The 16875-nt window shown below is 49.7% G+C and carries 14 protein-coding genes and 1 rRNA gene; 6 read left to right on the plus strand and 9 right to left on the minus strand.

Going from position 1 to position 16875, the window contains the following annotated elements:
- The 9 genes from FE783_RS18505 to dnaA all read right to left on the minus strand — a co-directional run.
- Positions 1-208: ribosomal RNA gene (locus FE783_RS18505) — 16S ribosomal RNA — on the minus strand; the annotation flags it as partial.
- Between the two features lie 335 nt (positions 209-543).
- Positions 544-1602 (minus strand): HD-GYP domain-containing protein, encoded by a 1059-nt coding sequence (locus FE783_RS18510; protein ID WP_138880881.1) that lies wholly within the window; start codon positions 1600-1602, stop codon positions 544-546.
- Between the two features lie 47 nt (positions 1603-1649).
- Positions 1650-4103 (minus strand): DNA gyrase subunit A, encoded by a 2454-nt coding sequence (gene gyrA / locus FE783_RS18515; protein ID WP_138880882.1) that lies wholly within the window; start codon positions 4101-4103, stop codon positions 1650-1652.
- 59 nt (positions 4104-4162) lie between these two features.
- Positions 4163-6073, minus strand: a complete 1911-nt coding sequence (gene gyrB, locus FE783_RS18520; RefSeq protein ID WP_138880883.1) for a DNA topoisomerase (ATP-hydrolyzing) subunit B — start codon at positions 6071-6073, stop codon at positions 4163-4165.
- A gap of 8 nt (positions 6074-6081) precedes the next feature.
- On the minus strand, positions 6082-6363 hold the full coding sequence (gene remB, locus FE783_RS18525; protein WP_138880884.1) for an extracellular matrix regulator RemB: 282 nt from the start codon (positions 6361-6363) through the stop codon (positions 6082-6084).
- A 36-nt stretch (positions 6364-6399) separates the two neighbouring features.
- Positions 6400-7515, minus strand: a complete 1116-nt coding sequence (recF, locus tag FE783_RS18530) for a DNA replication/repair protein RecF (RefSeq protein ID WP_138880885.1) — start codon at positions 7513-7515, stop codon at positions 6400-6402.
- 16 nt (positions 7516-7531) lie between these two features.
- Entirely contained in the window at positions 7532-7747 is a 216-nt protein-coding gene (gene yaaA, locus FE783_RS18535) for a S4 domain-containing protein YaaA (RefSeq protein ID WP_138880886.1), read from the minus strand.
- Between the two features lie 22 nt (positions 7748-7769).
- Positions 7770-8912 (minus strand): DNA polymerase III subunit beta, encoded by a 1143-nt coding sequence (dnaN, locus tag FE783_RS18540; RefSeq protein WP_138880887.1) that lies wholly within the window; start codon positions 8910-8912, stop codon positions 7770-7772.
- A 241-nt stretch (positions 8913-9153) separates the two neighbouring features.
- Complete coding sequence (gene dnaA / locus FE783_RS18545; RefSeq protein WP_138880888.1) at positions 9154-10518, minus strand: chromosomal replication initiator protein DnaA; 1365 nt, start codon at positions 10516-10518, stop codon at positions 9154-9156.
- 532 nt (positions 10519-11050) lie between these two features.
- Here dnaA and rpmH point away from each other — a divergent pair.
- The 6 genes from rpmH to mnmG all read left to right on the plus strand — a co-directional run bounded on the left by rpmH (position 11051) and on the right by mnmG (position 16871).
- Positions 11051-11185, plus strand: coding sequence for a 50S ribosomal protein L34 (gene rpmH, locus FE783_RS18550; RefSeq protein ID WP_110841751.1), 135 nt, complete (start codon positions 11051-11053; stop codon positions 11183-11185).
- Positions 11186-11405: 220 nt separating this feature from the next.
- Positions 11406-11753, plus strand: coding sequence for a ribonuclease P protein component (gene rnpA, locus FE783_RS18555; RefSeq protein ID WP_138880889.1), 348 nt, complete (start codon positions 11406-11408; stop codon positions 11751-11753).
- A gap of 264 nt (positions 11754-12017) precedes the next feature.
- Entirely contained in the window at positions 12018-12764 is a 747-nt protein-coding gene (gene yidC / locus FE783_RS18560) for a membrane protein insertase YidC (protein ID WP_238403149.1), read from the plus strand.
- On the plus strand, positions 12761-13378 hold the full coding sequence (gene jag / locus FE783_RS18565) for an RNA-binding cell elongation regulator Jag/EloR (protein ID WP_138880890.1): 618 nt from the start codon (positions 12761-12763) through the stop codon (positions 13376-13378). The genes yidC and jag overlap by 4 nt, the downstream gene beginning before the upstream one ends.
- A 188-nt stretch (positions 13379-13566) precedes the next feature.
- On the plus strand, positions 13567-14940 hold the full coding sequence (mnmE, locus tag FE783_RS18570) for a tRNA uridine-5-carboxymethylaminomethyl(34) synthesis GTPase MnmE (protein WP_138880891.1): 1374 nt from the start codon (positions 13567-13569) through the stop codon (positions 14938-14940).
- Positions 14941-14981: 41 nt separating this feature from the next.
- Positions 14982-16871, plus strand: a complete 1890-nt coding sequence (gene mnmG, locus FE783_RS18575) for a tRNA uridine-5-carboxymethylaminomethyl(34) synthesis enzyme MnmG (protein WP_138880892.1) — start codon at positions 14982-14984, stop codon at positions 16869-16871.
- The last annotated feature ends 4 nt before the right edge of the window (positions 16872-16875 follow it).

The following is a 16875-nucleotide window of genomic DNA, read 5'->3' on the forward strand; positions in this document are numbered from 1 at the left end:
AGATTGCTCCGCCTTTCCAGAAGGAAGGATGCCCCTCCTCCACTTATTCGGTATTAGCTATCGTTTCCGATAGTTATCCCAAGCTTACAGGCAGGTTGCCTACGTGTTACTCACCCGTCCGCCGCTAACCCCGAAGGATTCGCTCGACTTGCATGTATTAGGCACGCCGCCAGCGTTCGTCCTGAGCCAGGATCAAACTCTCCAATAAGGTGTTGCTTATTAGATGAGCTGATTGCTCATTACTTGACTAGCTTGTTGCGGTCTCTTACGAGACCTTCACTTGCACGCTCGTTGTTCAGTTTTCAAGGAACAATCGATGACTTTCGTCATTTTTCGCCGTTTTGCGGCGACCTCTTTAATATATCACAGCTACCCATGTCTTTGCAAGCTTTTTTTAAAATCTTTTTTCAAACCCGCTTTTCGATGGCAGCCCTTTTAAAGGGGCGAGATATAGAATACCACGCCTAATAGACAGTGTCAACTCTTTTTGCAGTTTTATCGAAAAAGAAAAACGGGCGCATTGCAGCACCCGTTTTAAGCCGTTTAGATGACTTCTTGAATAAAAAGCTTCCGATCGACGGCCAAATTAATAATCGTCCCGTTCACATTAACCATCGGACGGGTCGGATTCGCTCTGTCGGTGAAAATGATCTCGCCTACGCTGTTATCGCTAAGACGGACAATCGTGCCGTTGTGAAACTGCGTCACTTTATTGATGAACGTCGATACGATAATCGGATCAAGCTTGCCGAACGACTCCTTCTGCAGCTGCTCCAATACAAGATATGGCGACTGTGCCTTCTTGTAGGTGCGATGGCTCGTCATAGCATGGAAGATGTCCGCTACGGCAATCACTTTGGCGTACGGATGAATTTTATCTCCTTTGACGGCAAGGGGATAGCCGGAACCGTCTTCGCGCTCGTGATGCTGCAAAGCGCAAAGCTTCGAGCCTTCGTTTAGGGCCGGGATATTTTTCATAATCGAGTATCCATATAGCGTATGCCTTCTTACTTCCTCCACTTCCAATACCGTTAGCTTGGACGGCTTGGATAATATGGCGCGATCGACCTTCGCGTTGCCTATATCGTGAAGCAACCCGCCAAGCGCGATCGGCATCCAGTCCTTGCTCTGGAAGCCGTGCCAGCGCGCCAGTATGAACGACGTAAGAGCGACCATGATGCTGTTGTGATATATATACTCGTCCGTGCTGAGCATCCGCGGAGTGAACGTCAAAATGTTGTAATGCTGGATTTTGGCAATCAAATGTTCCATGCCGTTGCGAATGTCCAAAATCGGAATCGTCGGACTGGACATCGCATCCTTGAACACTTTTTTCAGCAGTTGGATCATCTTGTCGTACTCGGTATAAAACTGGATGAGCCCGGTATCTTCCGCCTTGAACTCTTCCGACTTATCCGTCGCTTCCGGATCCGATTCCTTCGCCTCGATCGAGACGGAAGGAATCAGGAAAGCTCGTAATATATCATATTCTCTCTGGGTGACGTGAAAGCCTTTCTTAAATAACACGTTGCCCAACTTCGTAATGACGTCTTCGACGATTTTATCGCCTATCTTCAACTGGGAGACGGAAACGATCGCCATCAATTTTCCCCTGCCTTACGTTTACGATTACCGAATCGTACCGCCGTTCATTCTCCTTCTTCCAGCTCGGCCGTCTCTTCGCTCTTCTCCACGCGCGTAACGGTTGCCACTTCATCATCCTCACGGGTATTGATGAGCTTGACGCCTTGCGTGTTGCGGCCCATCGTATTGATTCCCGCCATGCTCGTGCGGATGATGGTGCCCGAAGCAGTAATGATCATGAGGTCTTCCTCGTTTTTGACGACTTTCAAGCCGACGACTGGTCCGTTTTTCTGGGTGATGTTCAAGGTTTTAATCCCTTTGCCGCCCCGCGATTGGATTCGGTATTCATCCATCGGAGTCCGTTTCCCGTACCCTTTGGACGTAACGATAAGAACGTCGTCATTCAAATTTACGACATCCATATCGATTACCGCATCGTCGTCGGCAATCGTTATTCCCTTTACGCCGGTAGCGGAACGTCCCATCGGGCGTACATCGTCCTCCGAGAAGCGGATCGACATGCCCTGCTTCGTTCCCATAATGATTTCCTGCTTCCCGTCGGTCAGCTTCACGCCGATCAGATCGTCATCCTCACGCAGATGAATGGCGATCAAGCCGGCTTTGCGAATATTGGAATAATCGTCCAGCGGGGTCTTCTTCACGATCCCGTTTTTCGTCGTGAAAAACAAATACTGCTCGGAATCGAAGTTTTCGATCGGAATAACCGCATTTACGGTTTCTCCCTGTTCGATCTGGATCAGGTTAATTATCGGCGTCCCTCTGGCCGTCCGGCTCAGATCGGGAATTTCGTACGCCTTCAACCGATATGCCTTCCCTTTGTTCGTGAAAAACATCAAATATTGATGCGTATTCGAAACGAACAAATGTTCGAGGAAGTCATTATCCTTCGTATCCATGCCTACGACGCCTCTGCCGCCGCGCTTTTGGCTGCGGTACGTTGTTACCGGCAATCGTTTGACATAACCGGAGTGCGTGATCGTAATAATGACATCCTCGCGCGGAATCAAGTCCTCGTCTTCGATGCTTTCTTCGCCGATCGTAATTTCACTGCGGCGCGCGTCAGCATACTTCTCCTTGATCTCCCGCAATTCTTCGCTGATGATGCCAAGGATCAGCTGCTCGTCGGCGAGAATCGCTTTGTACTCGGCGATTTTCTGCATCAGCTCGGCATACTCCGCTTCGATCTTCTCCCGTTCCAATCCTGTCAAACGCTGCAGGCGCATATCCAGAATCGCTTGCGCCTGTTCATGGCTCAAGCTGAACCGGCTCATCAGACCTTCACGCGCTTCCTCGGTCGTTCTGGAAGAACGGATAAGCGTAATAACCTCGTCCAGATTGTCCAGAGCGATACGCAATCCTTCGAGAATATGGGCCCGCGCTTCAGCTTTCCTGAGTTCGTATTCCGTCCGGCGGCGAATAACTTCCTGCTGGTGCTTCAAGTAATAATAAAGCATGTCCCTTAGGTTCAGCACCCTAGGTTCGCCGTTAACGAGCGCAAGCATAATAATTCCGTAGTTGGACTGCATCGGAGTATGCTTATACAAATTGTTCAGAACGACGCTTGGATTAACATCTCGTCGCAGCTCGATCACGATGCGCATGCCCGTACGGTCCGATTCGTCCCGCAGATCGGTAATGCCGTCTATTTGCTTGTCGCGAACAAGCTCGGCGATTTTCTCGACTAATTTCGCTTTATTTACTTTATATGGCAGCTCATAGACGATTATGCGCGCCTTGTTGTTCGTCTCTTCGATATTGACTTTGGCACGCATAGTAGCGTGGCCGCGTCCGGTCGTATAAGCCTGGCGGATACCCTCGCGCCCCAAAATATAGGCGCCCGTAGGGAAATCCGGGCCTTTAATCGTCTGCATCAGTTCCAGCGGCGTTACGTCCGGATTGTCGATCAGCATCTGTACGCCGTCGATGACTTCTCCCAAATTATGAGGCGGTATGCTGGTGGCCATGCCTACGGCAATCCCGTACGATCCGTTCACCAGAAGGTTCGGATAGCGGGCCGGCAGCACGGACGGCTCCTGCTCTTCGCCGTCATAGTTCGGGACGAAATCGATCGTTTCTTTTTGCAGGTCGCGCAAAAGCTCGGTCGATATTTTCGACAGACGCGCTTCCGTATAACGCATGGCCGCGGCGAAATCTCCGTCGACCGAACCAAAGTTGCCGTGACCGTCGACGAGCATGTAACGGGTCGAGAAATCTTGCGCCAAACCGACCATCGTTTCATAGACGGCGGAATCGCCGTGCGGGTGATATTTCCCGATAACTTCGCCGACGATCCTGGCCGACTTTTTATAAGGCTTGTCCGGAGCCATGCCCAATTCGGACATCGCGTACAAAATACGACGGTGAACCGGCTTCAGCCCGTCCCGGACGTCCGGAAGCGCGCGGCTGACGATAATGCTCATCGCATATTCCATAAACGACGTGCGCATTTCTGTGCCGATGTCGATATCTCTCACTTGCGATTGGTTTTCTTCAGCCATGGAAACCTCCTAGAAGCTGGTACTCTAACAAGCTTGAAAATCACAAAACTACGAAACACTTATACGTCCAAATTTTTCACGAATTTCGCGTGCTGCTGTATAAAATCTCTTCGCGGTTCGACGTTGTCGCCCATCAACGTATCGAATACGGCATCCGCCTCGATGGCGTCCTGTATGCTTACTTGCAGCATCGTTCTGCTGTCCGGATCCATGGTCGTCTCCCACAGCTGCTCCGGATTCATTTCACCGAGACCTTTATAACGCTGGATGTTCGCTTTGACGCCTTCGCCGAATTCCTGCAAAATTACATCGCGCTGCTTCTCGTTATAAGCATAACGCACCGTTTTGTTCCGTTCGATCTTGAACAGCGGAGGCTGTGCAATATAAACATAGCCGGACTCGATAATTTGGCGCATGTACCTGTAGAAGAACGTGAGCAGCAGCGTCCGGATGTGCGCTCCGTCAACGTCGGCATCGGTCATGATGATGACTTTGTGATAGCGCGCTTTGGCGATATCGAAATCATCGCCGATCCCGGTTCCGAGAGCCGTTATAATCGCGCGAATTTCCGCATTGGACAAAATTTTGTCGAGCCGCGATTTTTCTACGTTCAAAATTTTGCCCCGCAGCGGCAATATCGCTTGGAAGTGCCGGTCTCTGCCCTGTTTGGCCGATCCACCGGCAGAGTCCCCTTCGACGATATACACTTCGCTGATCGAGGCGTCGCGTGACGAGCAATCCGCAAGCTTGCCCGGCAGAGAGCTGACTTCAAGCGCGCTTTTGCGCCGGGTCAATTCCCGCGCTTTCCTGGCCGCTTCCCGGGCTCGTGCGGCTTGGATGCCCTTCTCTATGATTCTTTTGGCAATTGCCGGATTTTCGTTTAGAAATTCCTCGAATTTGTCCGCAAACAAAGACTCTACGATGCCCCGCACTTCGCTGTTGCCGAGCTTTGTCTTCGTCTGCCCTTCGAACTGCGGATCAGGAATTTTGACGGAGATGATCGCGGTCAATCCTTCCCGAACATCGTCTCCGGTCAAGTTGGAATCGTTATCCTTGATCGAATTCGATCTGCGGGCGTAATCGTTCAATATGCGGGTCAAAGCGCTCTTGAACCCGGATTCGTGCGTTCCGCCTTCGTGGGTGTTGATGTTGTTCGCGAACGAATAAATGTTCTCGGTGTAGCTGTCGTTATACTGCAAAGCCACTTCCACTTGAATCATGTCCTTCTCGCCTTCGACAAAGATCGGCGGCTCGTGAACGACTTGCTTCGTCCGATTCAAATGTTCGACATAGGAAATGATCCCGCCATCGTATTTAAACGTGTGCGATAGATCGTGGCGTTCGTCCGTCAGTTGGATCTCGATCCCTTTATTCAAAAAGGCGAGCTCGCGGATCCGGGACTGCAAAATATCATAATCGTATTCGGTCGTCTCGGTAAAAATTTCGGGGTCCGGCTTGAACGTAACCGTCGTTCCCGTCTCTTCGGTATCGCCGATTACTTTGACATCGTATTGAGGCACGCCGCGCTCGTATTCCTGCATATGAATATGGCCGTGAAGCTTGACTTGAACGGTCAAACGTTCCGACAAGGCATTTACTACGGATACGCCTACACCATGCAAGCCGCCGGATACTTTGTATCCTTCGCCGCCGAATTTGCCGCCTGCATGCAGAACGGTCAGCACGACCTCGAGCGTGGAACGTTTCAGCTTGACGTTTTCCCCGACCGGAATACCCCGGCCGTTATCGATTACGGTTACGCTATTATCTTTATGGACGATGACCTGGATCATCGTACAATATCCCGCCAACGCCTCGTCGATGCTATTATCTACTACTTCCCAAACCAAATGGTGGAGCCCCCGGACGCCGGTAGACCCAATGTACATCCCCGGGCGCTTTCGTACCGCTTCGAGCCCCTCGAGCACCTGGATCTGGCTTTCGTCGTATGCGTGTTGGTTGACAGTCATTAGCTAGGTCACCTACTTCTTTGATTTGAAAAATTCTCGATATCGCTCATCAACAAGCTGCTGGTCCGTTTTTTCAATGTCGTGGAGGAAATCGGGGAATAGTATACTTTCGTTTTCGTGACAACGATCGATTTGCATTCCTCTTCGCCGATTACTTCCCAGTTTTTTTCCTTCTGAGCGTGCTGGACGAAACTTTTCGATATTTTCGAAGACTTCTCGATCGACAGATCGAAGATGGCGATCAGTTCGGACGCACGAATTATTTTTTCTCCGCCCAGATGAATGAACATGACGAATCAGCTCCCTCTTTCGATTGTTGGCGAGTGTTAGGAAAGTACCAATTGGCCGTTTCGCACATGAAAAATGGAGGCGTTCTCCAGTCGGTTCATCTGAAGGCTTTCCACGCCGGTCGTCGTGATGAACGTCTGAACTTTTGTCTGGAACGTCTCGAGAAGTTGGGTTTGCCGGTATGTGTCCAATTCGGACAATACGTCATCGAGCAGAAGAATCGGATATTCCCCGACTTCCTCCTGAATGAACTCGATTTCCGCGAGCTTTAGCGACAGTGCCGTCGTCCGCTGCTGCCCTTGCGAACCGAACGTCTGGACATCCTTCCCGTTGATGAAGAAGGCAAGATCGTCCCGGTGAGGGCCGTATAAAGTCGTGCTGCGGCGTAATTCCTGATCTTTAGCCTGTGATAACTTTATCATAAATTGCTCAAATAAAACAGATTCTTCTACCGAGTCGTCATAAGTGAAGGAAGGCTTGTATTCGATCACAAGCGTTTCCAAACCGTTTGTAATGCCTCGATGGATAGATTCCGCCCATATTTGCAGCTTATTAATAAAGTTTTGACGTTTTTTCATAATTTTAATACTTAGCCGTACGAGTTGTTCATTCCAGACTTCCATCAGCGCTTCGTTCGAAGCCCCCTTGAACGATTGCTTCAGCATATTGTTGCGCTGAACGAGCACTTTCTGATATTGGGTCACATCGTATAAATACGAGGGCTGCACTTGACCGATCTCCATATCGAGAAAACGCCGCCGTATTCCGGGAGCGCCTTTGACGATGCTCAAATCTTCCGGGGCAAACATCACGACGTTCAGAGCCCCTATGAAGCTGCTAAGCTTTTTTTGCTCCAAACCGTTGATTCTGGCTAATTTTTTGCCTTGGTTGGTAAAGGTCAGGTCGAGCGTGCACGGGCCGTATTTTTTATCCAGCTCGCCGCGGAGCAGCGTACGGTCCGCTCCCCAGCGGATCAATTCCTTGTCTTGATGCGTCCGGTGCGATTTGGTCAAGGCCAGCACGAATATCGCTTCCAGCAAGTTCGTTTTGCCCTGGGCGTTCGGACCGACGAATATATTGACGGCTCCCTCGGTGGCAAACTCGACGGACTCATAGTTGCGATAATCGCGCAGCGCCAATTTTTTCAGATACAAAGAAGCAGCCTCCTAGCTAGCGCCGATCGACTACAAACGAACCGCATCCCGGTACCGATATGCGGTCTTTCGGATAGAGCTTGCGCCCTCTGCGGTTTTCCGGCTCGTCATTGACGAGAATCTCCGTTTCTTTGACGAAAAACTTCACTTCTCCTCCAGTGGAGATGCAATCCGCCAATTTCAGAAATTGTCCGAGCGTGATGTATTCCGTAGTAATCGTTATCGTTTTCACGGCATATTCTCCATATCGGGTGTCAATTTGTCGTCCGGTAAGGCATGATCAGGTGCAGCATGTTGGAATGGTCCTCGGGCTTCATGATGATCGGCTGCATCGGACCGCGGAAGCAGATCTGGATAAAGTCGCTGTCGATGACCTTCAGGGCGTCCAGCATATATTTGGAGTTGAATGAAATACTGAGCAAGTCGCCTTCCAGCTTATGCGTTTCAATTTGTTCGGTAACTTTGCCGAGCTCGCTCGAGCTGGACGATACTTCGACCGTTCTTTCGTCTTTCAGCGTCATTTTGACAATATTCGTCTTCTCTTCGCGCGAAAGCAAATAAGCGCGGTCGATCGCGTCCGCAAGCTTTCTCGTATCGATCGTCAGATGAGTTTGGAACGATTGCGGAATGAGCTTGGATGTATCGGGATAAGCGCCGTCCAAAATCCTTGTATAGAACTGGATTCGATCGATTTTGAAAAGAACCTGATTATTCGCTACGACGATATCGATGGGCATGTTCTGGTCGGGAAGCAGCTTGTTGAGCTCGTTCAAGCTTTTGCCGGCAATGACGATATTATGAAATTCAATTTCGCCTTCGGCTTCAATCTGTGCTTCTCTAGAAGCCATACGCAATCGATCGCATGCGATCAGCTTCAGCCGGTCATGGCTGAAATTCCACAGAACGCCTGTCAATATAGGGGAAGTTTCGCTTGTAGACACGGCGAAGGTCGTTTGTCTGATCATCGCCTTCAACAGATCGCTCGATACGGAGACGATATTGTTTTCCTCCAGCTGGGGAAGAAGAGGATATTCTTCCGGATCGAGACCGACGATTTGGATTTCTGCCGTCCCGGAGCTGATCCACGTGATGAAATTGTCTTTCACTTCGATCGTGACGTCGGAAGACGGGAGCTTCTTGATAATCTCGGTAAAAAACTTTGCGGGAAGGACAACGCTTCCGGGTGTGACGATTTGAACGATTTCGGTTCCTTCTTTTTCGATCGGTATGGTGCTTTGAATCGATACTTCGGTATCGGATGCGGTGAGGGTAACTCCGCCTGCGTCCACATCTATTTTGATGCCGGTCAGGATGGGGATCGTCGTCCGGCTGGAAATCGCTTTGGATACGTGTTGAATCGATTCGTTCAAATGTTCTTTCAAAATATTCAACTTCATAAATTTCAACTCCCGGTTCTAAATGGTTCCGACTTACGCATAAGATGGGAAACATAGTCATGATTTCGTTCGGTCACAAGGATGGGATCGGTGCGAACTGTGCTTCGCTATTTATGCATAAGTATATATCTTTTAAAGTGATGGTAGTAGTAGGGCCCCTGAATATGTGGATATGTGGGCAAGTCCCTTGAACAGTAAAGCCTATCCACATGTGAATAGTTTGTGCATAGGCTCCCGTTTATTAAGAGGACGGATTTTTGATTTTCTCGGTAATCGACTGAATGATTTTATATAAATCCGGATCTTGCTGGATCGAGGAGACGATTTTCTCATGGGCGTGGATGACGGTCGTATGGTCCCGCCCTCCGAACGCCTCGCCGATCTTGGGAAGCGAATAATCGGTCAGCTCGCGGGACAAGTACATGGCGACTTGCCTTGGGAAGGCGACCGCCTTCGTCCGTTTGCGGGCTTTGAACTCCTCGAGCTTCAAGCCGTAAAATTCCCCTACTTTTTGCTGAATGTCTTGGATCGTAATAATTTTCGGACGGCTGGACGGAATGATGTCCTTCAGCGCTTCGGCCGCCAGATGGGTCGTAATGTCCTGATTAATGAGAGACGAATAGGCGACGACGCGGATCAGCGCGCCCTCGAGCTCCCGGATGTTCGTATCGATTTGATTGGCGATGTAAACCATGGCTTCGTTCGGAATATCCAAGTTCTCCGCTTTCGCTTTCTTGCGCAAAATCGCAATACGCGTCTCCAGATCGGGCGGCTGGATGTCGGTATTGAGACCCCATTCGAAACGGGAGCGTAGCCGGTCCTCCAAGGTCGGAATTTCTTTCGGCTGGCGGTCGCTCGAAATGATGATCTGCTTGCGCTCCTCGTGCAGCGCATTGAAGGTATGGAAAAATTCTTCCTGCGTTCCTTCCTTGCCGGCAAGAAACTGGATATCGTCGATCAGCAGCACGTCGATTTTCCGGTACTTGTTGCGGAAATCTTCCCCGCGGTTGTCACGGACCGCGTTAATAAATTCATTGGTGAATTTCTCAGACGATATATAGAGGACGCGAGCGCCCGGATTGTGCTCAAGCACGTAGTTTCCGATTGCGTGCATCAGGTGCGTTTTGCCAAGCCCTACGCCGCCGTACAGAAACAACGGATTGTACGTCTTTGCGGGAGCTTCTGCCACGGCAAGCGAGGCCGCATGGGCGAAACGGTTGCCCGAGCCGATGACGAACGTGTCGAACGTATATTTGGGATTCAAAATGTTGTAGATGCTGCCGTCTTCCTGAACGGGAGCCTGCTTGACGGGCTGCGGCGCCATTACCTGAACGGGCTTGACCACCGGCGATTCGGTGTCCTGCAGCACAAACTTGACTTCGACATCGCGGTTCAAGTATTCGAAGACGGTTTGGGCAATCATCTTCTTATAACGGCTTTCCAGCCAGTCCCTGGCGAAATCCGTCGGGGCGCATACGATCAGCTGCGTTTCGGTGAAGACGGACGCTTTCGTTGATTTCAGCCAAGTGTCGAAGCTGGGTTTGCTAAGTTTTGATTGAATAACGGACAACACTTGTTGCCATAAATCGTGGGTATGACCGTCCACAGTTTGTTCACTCCTTAGATTCAATGCCGGTCGGACAGGGGAGCCATGCTATGTTCATATTTATAGAAGAATATGTCGGATATTATCCACATTGGTCATAGGAATGGGAATATTGTAATTATAGGAAGGGGGAAATTGTTCACAAACTTATCCACAACCTGTTGATAAGCGGAGAATTGCATAAATTGTTCACAACCGAAAACAATATCATAATAGCAGAATTGGCGCGTGTTTTCAAACATTATCCACAATATCTAGACCTTGTGCGCAAAAGTTGTTAACAGCACTACATATTGTTTATACATTGTGTAAAAATCGACAAAATCCGTTTTTGGTCGCCAATAAGTTATGCACAAGTGGATAAAGTTTATCGAAAAACAGCGATTCTGGATAACTTGGGGGATAGGTGCAGGACCGCCGCGCAAAAATTGCAAGAAGCTGCCGAATTGACTTTTGCGGGCGAAAATGATTTAATGTATAGAGGCGTCTTCGGAAGATGATGAACATGGAATAATGCAAGGAGGTGCGATAGATGGGTCCGACATTTAAACCGAATGTGAGCAAACGCAAAAAGGTGCACGGTTTTCGCAAAAGAATGAGCACGAAAAACGGCCGCAAAGTATTGAAAGCCCGCCGCCAAAAAGGAAGAAAAGTTATCAGCGCGTAACGGAAGGCCACTTCAAGGTGGTCTTTTCTTTTTATTGATAAAGTTTGAAAAAAAAGAGCAAGGGTCGTAAAAAAAGCGTAGGGATCGCATATCGGCTTTCGTTTAAAATACCGAAAATGTGTCAACGATAAAATCCATATGCGCTTTTTACGGTACCGTTTGCTCAACTCGAATAGAAGGCTGCAAATTCTGTGAATTTACAGGGTAGTTGGTGAGTCTGATGCAGAAGGAACTGAGGCTGACCCGCAGGGAAGATTTCAATAAAGTGTACCGCCACGGCAAATCGGCGGCTAACCTGCAGGTTGTCATATATTGTTTGCCGAATCCCCGGATTGAACGTTTTCGGATGGGAGTGTCGGTCAGCAAGAAGCTGGGAAGCGCCGTAGTCCGAAACCGGATTAGGCGCATGATGAAGGAAATCGTTCGTCTGAATGCGGACAAGATTCGGTCCCACTACGATTTTATCGTAATAGGCCGGAAGCCGGTTGCCGATATGGACTACAAGCAGCTCGAGAAAAGCTTGCTGCACGGCCTGAAAAGGGCACAGCTGTTAAGGAATCCGTTCTAGCCGCATGCTTGGCTTGTTATCAAAGCGAGCTGCGGATTTCCGTACCAAGAATAAGCAATCGCCAAAACACGAATGTACTTCATCGAAAGGCTTCGAGCAGAAGCTTTTCTTCTCGTTAAAAAGTTTTCTTTGGCACCCAACATGTGGTATAGTTGATGTTGGATAGGAAGGCCGTTTACCATCCTCGTGTTAGTTATGCTTTTTGATGGGTTCGGTTTGCTATAGATGTACGTATAGACAAAGATATTTGGGAGGAAGCTTATTTTGGCCCGTCGTCGAATACAACTCGCCCTGCTGTTTACAGCATTCCTGCTCGTCTTGTCGGGCTGTAGCAGCATGTCTCCACAAGCGAATCCGATCAATCCCAGTAACGGGATATGGGACCGATATTTCGTGCATCCGCTTTCTTGGCTGCTTAACTGGTTTGCGGACTTGATGTGGGGACAATACGGATTGTCCATCCTGGTCGTCACGATCATCATCCGTTTCCTGGTGCTTCCGCTTACGCTTAAACAATATCGAAGCTCCAAGGCGATGCAGGCGATCCAGCCCGAAATGAAGAAAATCAAAGATAAGTACAAGGACGATCCGAAGAAGCAGCAGGAAGAAACGATGAAGCTGTTCCAGAAAAGCGGCGTCAATCCGTTGGCCGGCTGTCTGCCGTTGGTCGTTCAAATGCCTATTCTGATCGCGCTGTACAACGCGATCGTTCGTAACGACCTGATCAGCAGCCATTCTTTTCTGTGGATGCAGCTTGGCACTCCGGACCCTTATTACGTGCTTCCGGTATTAGCCGCGCTTACTACTTGGGCTCAACAAAAAGTGATGTCGACTCAAATGACGCCGCAAATGCAAAGCCTGATGTTCATATTCCCGGTTTTGATTTTCGTCATGTCGATGAACTTCGCTTCGGCACTGCCGTTGTATTGGGTATACAGCAACTTGTTCACAGTCGTGCAATCTTATTTTCTATACGGTAGATCAAATCAAAAGGGTGGCCTATCGAAATGAAAACAATCGTTGTCACGGGAAAAACGATCGAGGAAGCTATAAAATCCGGATTGAACCAATGGAACGTTCCGGAAGAACGGGTGAAGACGAGAGTGCTGGAGCAGCCGTCCAAAGGGCTGTTCGGCCTTATCGGCTCCAAAGATGCAAAGGTGGAGCTCGAGCTGATTCCGGATGCTTTGGAAGAAGCCGTCGCCTTTTTGGAAGACGTATTTCGTACTATGGACATCCAAGTGAAAATCGATCGCGAACAAACCGATGACGGCGTACAAATTAATTTGAACGGCAAAGAAATGGGAATACTGATCGGTAGAAGGGGCCAGACGCTGGACTCTTTGCAATATCTTGTCAATATTGTGGCGAACCGTTATGCCACTTCCCACATAAGAATTGTGCTGGATGCGGAAAAATTTCGGCTGCGCCGAAGGCAAACGCTCGAGGAGCTGTCGGACCGTCTCGCCCTGCGTGTGATCCGGACCCGTAAGGAAGTCGTGCTGGAGCCGATGTCGGCGCAGGAGCGGAAGGTGATTCATTCCCAATTGCAGAACCATCCTCAAGTAAAGACGTTCAGCAAAGGGGAAGAGCCGAACCGGAGAGTCGTTATCGCAATCAGATAGGAGAAGTGGAGCCGGATGAGGGATTCGACCGCCAGTTGCCATGCAGTTGCTTCGATTGCCGGCCGGTACGCTTCACTGCGGCTTACAGCGCTAAACTTGCAATGACTCCGCGGGGCGGAAGTCATTGCTTTTGTTTTTCCCGGCACTAAGAACGGTGCGGGAACGTAAAGGTGGGTGGATGATTTACAATGACGGATACAATTGCGGCAATCTCGACTCCGGCGGGGGAAGGGGGCATTGCCGTTATTCGCGTAAGCGGACCGGATTCGATTATGACGACGGACCGCATCTTTTCTTTCAAAGGCAGCTTGCCTGATGTCGCATCGCATACGGTGCATTACGGGCATATTATTCAGCCCTCTACGGGTGAACGTATCGAAGAAGTTTTGGTAACGGTCATGAGAGGCCCCCGTTCGTTTACGACCGAGGACGTTGTCGAAATCAGCTGTCACGGCGGGATTATTTCGGTCAAAAAAGTGCTGAATTTGGTGCTGGAGCAAGGTGTCCGTTTGGCCGAGCCGGGAGAGTTTACGAAGAGAGCTTTCCTTAACGGACGAATCGATCTTACCCAAGCCGAAGCGGTTATCGATTTGATCCGCGCCAAGTCGGATCGCGCTTTCAAAATCGCGTTAAAGCAAGTGGAAGGCACTCTTTCGAAGCAAGTAAAGGAACTTCGATACCGGCTCGTCGAGCTGATGGCCCATATCGAAGTGAATATCGATTATCCGGAGCACGATGTCGAAGAGCTGACGAATGCTTATATTAAAGATAAGTGTACGACTGCGATTGGCGATTTGGACCGGTTGCTTCGTTCGGCCGAGCAAGGGAAAATTCTTCGCGAAGGGATCGTAACGGCCATCGTAGGCCGCCCGAACGTAGGGAAGTCCTCCTTGCTGAATGCACTTGCCCAGGACAATAAAGCGATTGTGACGGATATTCCAGGTACGACGAGGGACGTCATCGAAGAATACGTGAACTTGAACGGCATCCCTCTGAAGCTGCTCGATACGGCCGGATTGCGGGAGACGGAAGATATCGTCGAACGAATCGGCGTGGAACGTTCGAGGAGCGCTCTTGGCGATGCGGACTTGATATTGCTCGTTATTAACCGCAACGAACCGCTTCATGAAGACGAGAAGCAGCTGATGGAGCAAGTGAGAGACAAACAGAGCATCGTCATATTGAATAAAAGCGATTTGCCGACGGCCGCCGATCTTTCTTATATGGAAGCGCGTTTCCCGCCGGAGAGGATCGTCTTGATGTCCGTGAAGGAAAACGAAGGATTGGACCGGCTCGGAGAAGCGATCGCAAATTTGTTTTTCGGTGGACAGCTGGAAACCAACGATATTACGTATGTGAGTAACGTTCGTCACATTCATTTACTGAATAAAGCGAAGCGTTCGCTGGAAGAGGCGCAGGATGCGGCCGATCAGTTCGTGCCGATCGATATGATCCAGATCGATATTCGCAATGCCTGGGAAAATCTCGGAGAGCTTGTCGGTGATTCGGTAGGCGAATCGTTGATCGATCAAATTTTTTCACAGTTTTGCCTCGGTAAATAACAATAAGAACATATGTTCTGAATGCAAAGGAGGTTTTTGTAATGAGCTATACAGCTGGTCAGTTTGATGTCATTGTAATAGGAGCCGGACATGCTGGCTGCGAGGCGGCTCTGGCATCCGCGCGCATGGGCTGCGATACGCTGCTGTTGACGATCAATCTGGATATGGTGGCTTTTATGCCGTGTAATCCTTCGATCGGAGGTCCGGCGAAGGGACATGTCGTTAGAGAGATTGATGCGCTCGGCGGAGAGATGGGGCGCAATATCGATAAAACGTTTATTCAGCTGCGCATGTTGAATACGGGTAAAGGGCCGGCCGTTCATGCGCTGAGGGCGCAAGCGGATAAGTTTCTGTATCAGCATACGATGAAGGAAACGATCGAGAAGCAGGAGAAGCTTACGTTAAGACAAGGCATGGTGGAAGAGCTGATCGTCGAAGACGGGGTGTGCATCGGTGTTATTACGAAAACCGGTGCTCAACATTTCGGTAAGGCGATCGTTCTGACAACCGGCACTTATTTGCGCGGGAAAGTGATTATGGGCGATTTGATGTATGAGAGCGGCCCGAATAATCAGCAGCCGTCGGTTAAGCTGTCCGAAAGCTTAAAGCAGCTCGGGTTCGATCTCGTTCGTTTCAAGACGGGGACTCCGCCGCGCGTTCAAAAGGAAACGATCGATTTCTCCAAAATGGAAATTCAGCCGGGCGACGAACAGCCCAAATATTTTTCATACGAAACGGAGCCGTTTGCAAGAGAACAGCTGCCTTGCTGGCTTACTTATACGTCCGGCGATACGCATGAAATCATTAACAACAATTTGCACCGGGCTCCGATGTTTTCGGGTGCGATCGAGGGGACAGGACCGCGTTATTGCCCTTCCATCGAAGATAAAATCGTTCGTTTCAGCGATAAGCCGAAGCATCAAATCTTCCTGGAGCCGGAAGGCCGCCATACTTCGGAATATTATGTCCAGGGCTTGTCGACCAGTATGCCGGAAGAGGTTCAGCTTGAAATCTTAAGATCGATTCCCGGTCTGGAACGCGTAAAGATGATGAGAACGGGCTATGCCATCGAGTACGATGCGGTTGTTCCGACCCAGCTGTGGCCGTCTTTGGAAACGAAACGAATTCAGGGTCTGTTTACGGCAGGTCAGATCAACGGTACGTCCGGTTATGAAGAGGCGGCTGGTCAAGGAATTATGGCAGGAATAAATGCCGCACGAAAAGTTCAAGGAAAGGAACCGGTTATATTGGATCGTTCTCAGGGATACATCGGCGTATTGATCGATGATCTCGTTACGAAGGGAACAAGCGAGCCTTACCGGCTTCTTACTTCGCGAGCTGAATATCGTCTTCTTCTCCGGCATGATAACGCTGACTTGCGTTTGACGCCTATCGGATACGAGATTGGGCTCATTTCTCAGCAGCGGTATGACAAGTTCCTGCATAAGAAAGCGGCCGTTGCAGCGGAGATCGATAGACTGAAAACGACAAAGCTTCGACCGGAACCGAATGTGCAGCAGATGCTGACCGAAGCGGGAACAGTGCCGCTTAACAATGCGGTTGATATGATCACGCTGCTGCGCCGGCCCGAGATCACTTATAATCAATTGGTGCAGCTTGCTCCGTCTCCATTCGACCTGGATGATGAGATGAAAGAACAAGTGGAAATCCAGATCAAGTATGAAGGCTATATCGAGAAGCAGCTGATTCACGTTGAACGTCTAGGCAAGATGGAGAAGAAGAAGCTGCCTGAAGATTTAAATTATAAGGAAATCCATGGTCTGGCAAACGAAGCAAAGCAAAGGCTGTCGCAAATACGTCCGATCTCGATCGGTCAAGCATCAAGAATTTCCGGAGTTACGCCGGCGGACATTTCGATACTGCTCGTTTATTTGGAACAGTACAACAAAATGGCTGCTGCAAGAGGATGATACG

The sequence above is a fragment of the Paenibacillus mesophilus genome (genome assembly GCF_005938385.1).
GTDB classification, from domain to species: domain Bacteria; phylum Bacillota; class Bacilli; order Paenibacillales; family NBRC-103111; genus Paenibacillus_AB; species Paenibacillus_AB mesophilus.

Coding starts and splice junctions, on each gene's coding strand:
- dnaN (WP_138880887.1), bottom strand. CDS start 8,912: ATGAAGTTGAATATTTTGAAAGAACATTTGAACGAATCGATTCAACAC.
- mnmE (WP_138880891.1), top strand. CDS start 13,567: ATGACGGATACAATTGCGGCAATCTCGACTCCGGCGGGGGAAGGGGGC.
- rnpA (WP_138880889.1), top strand. CDS start 11,406: ATGCAGAAGGAACTGAGGCTGACCCGCAGGGAAGATTTCAATAAAGTG.
- gyrA (WP_138880882.1), bottom strand. CDS start 4,103: ATGGCTGAAGAAAACCAATCGCAAGTGAGAGATATCGACATCGGCACA.
- remB (WP_138880884.1), bottom strand. CDS start 6,363: ATGTTCATTCATCTGGGCGGAGAAAAAATAATTCGTGCGTCCGAACTG.
- mnmG (WP_138880892.1), top strand. CDS start 14,982: ATGAGCTATACAGCTGGTCAGTTTGATGTCATTGTAATAGGAGCCGGA.
- rpmH (WP_110841751.1), top strand. CDS start 11,051: ATGGGTCCGACATTTAAACCGAATGTGAGCAAACGCAAAAAGGTGCAC.
- gyrB (WP_138880883.1), bottom strand. CDS start 6,073: ATGACTGTCAACCAACACGCATACGACGAAAGCCAGATCCAGGTGCTC.
- jag (WP_138880890.1), top strand. CDS start 12,761: ATGAAAACAATCGTTGTCACGGGAAAAACGATCGAGGAAGCTATAAAA.
- FE783_RS18510 (WP_138880881.1), bottom strand. CDS start 1,602: ATGGCGATCGTTTCCGTCTCCCAGTTGAAGATAGGCGATAAAATCGTC.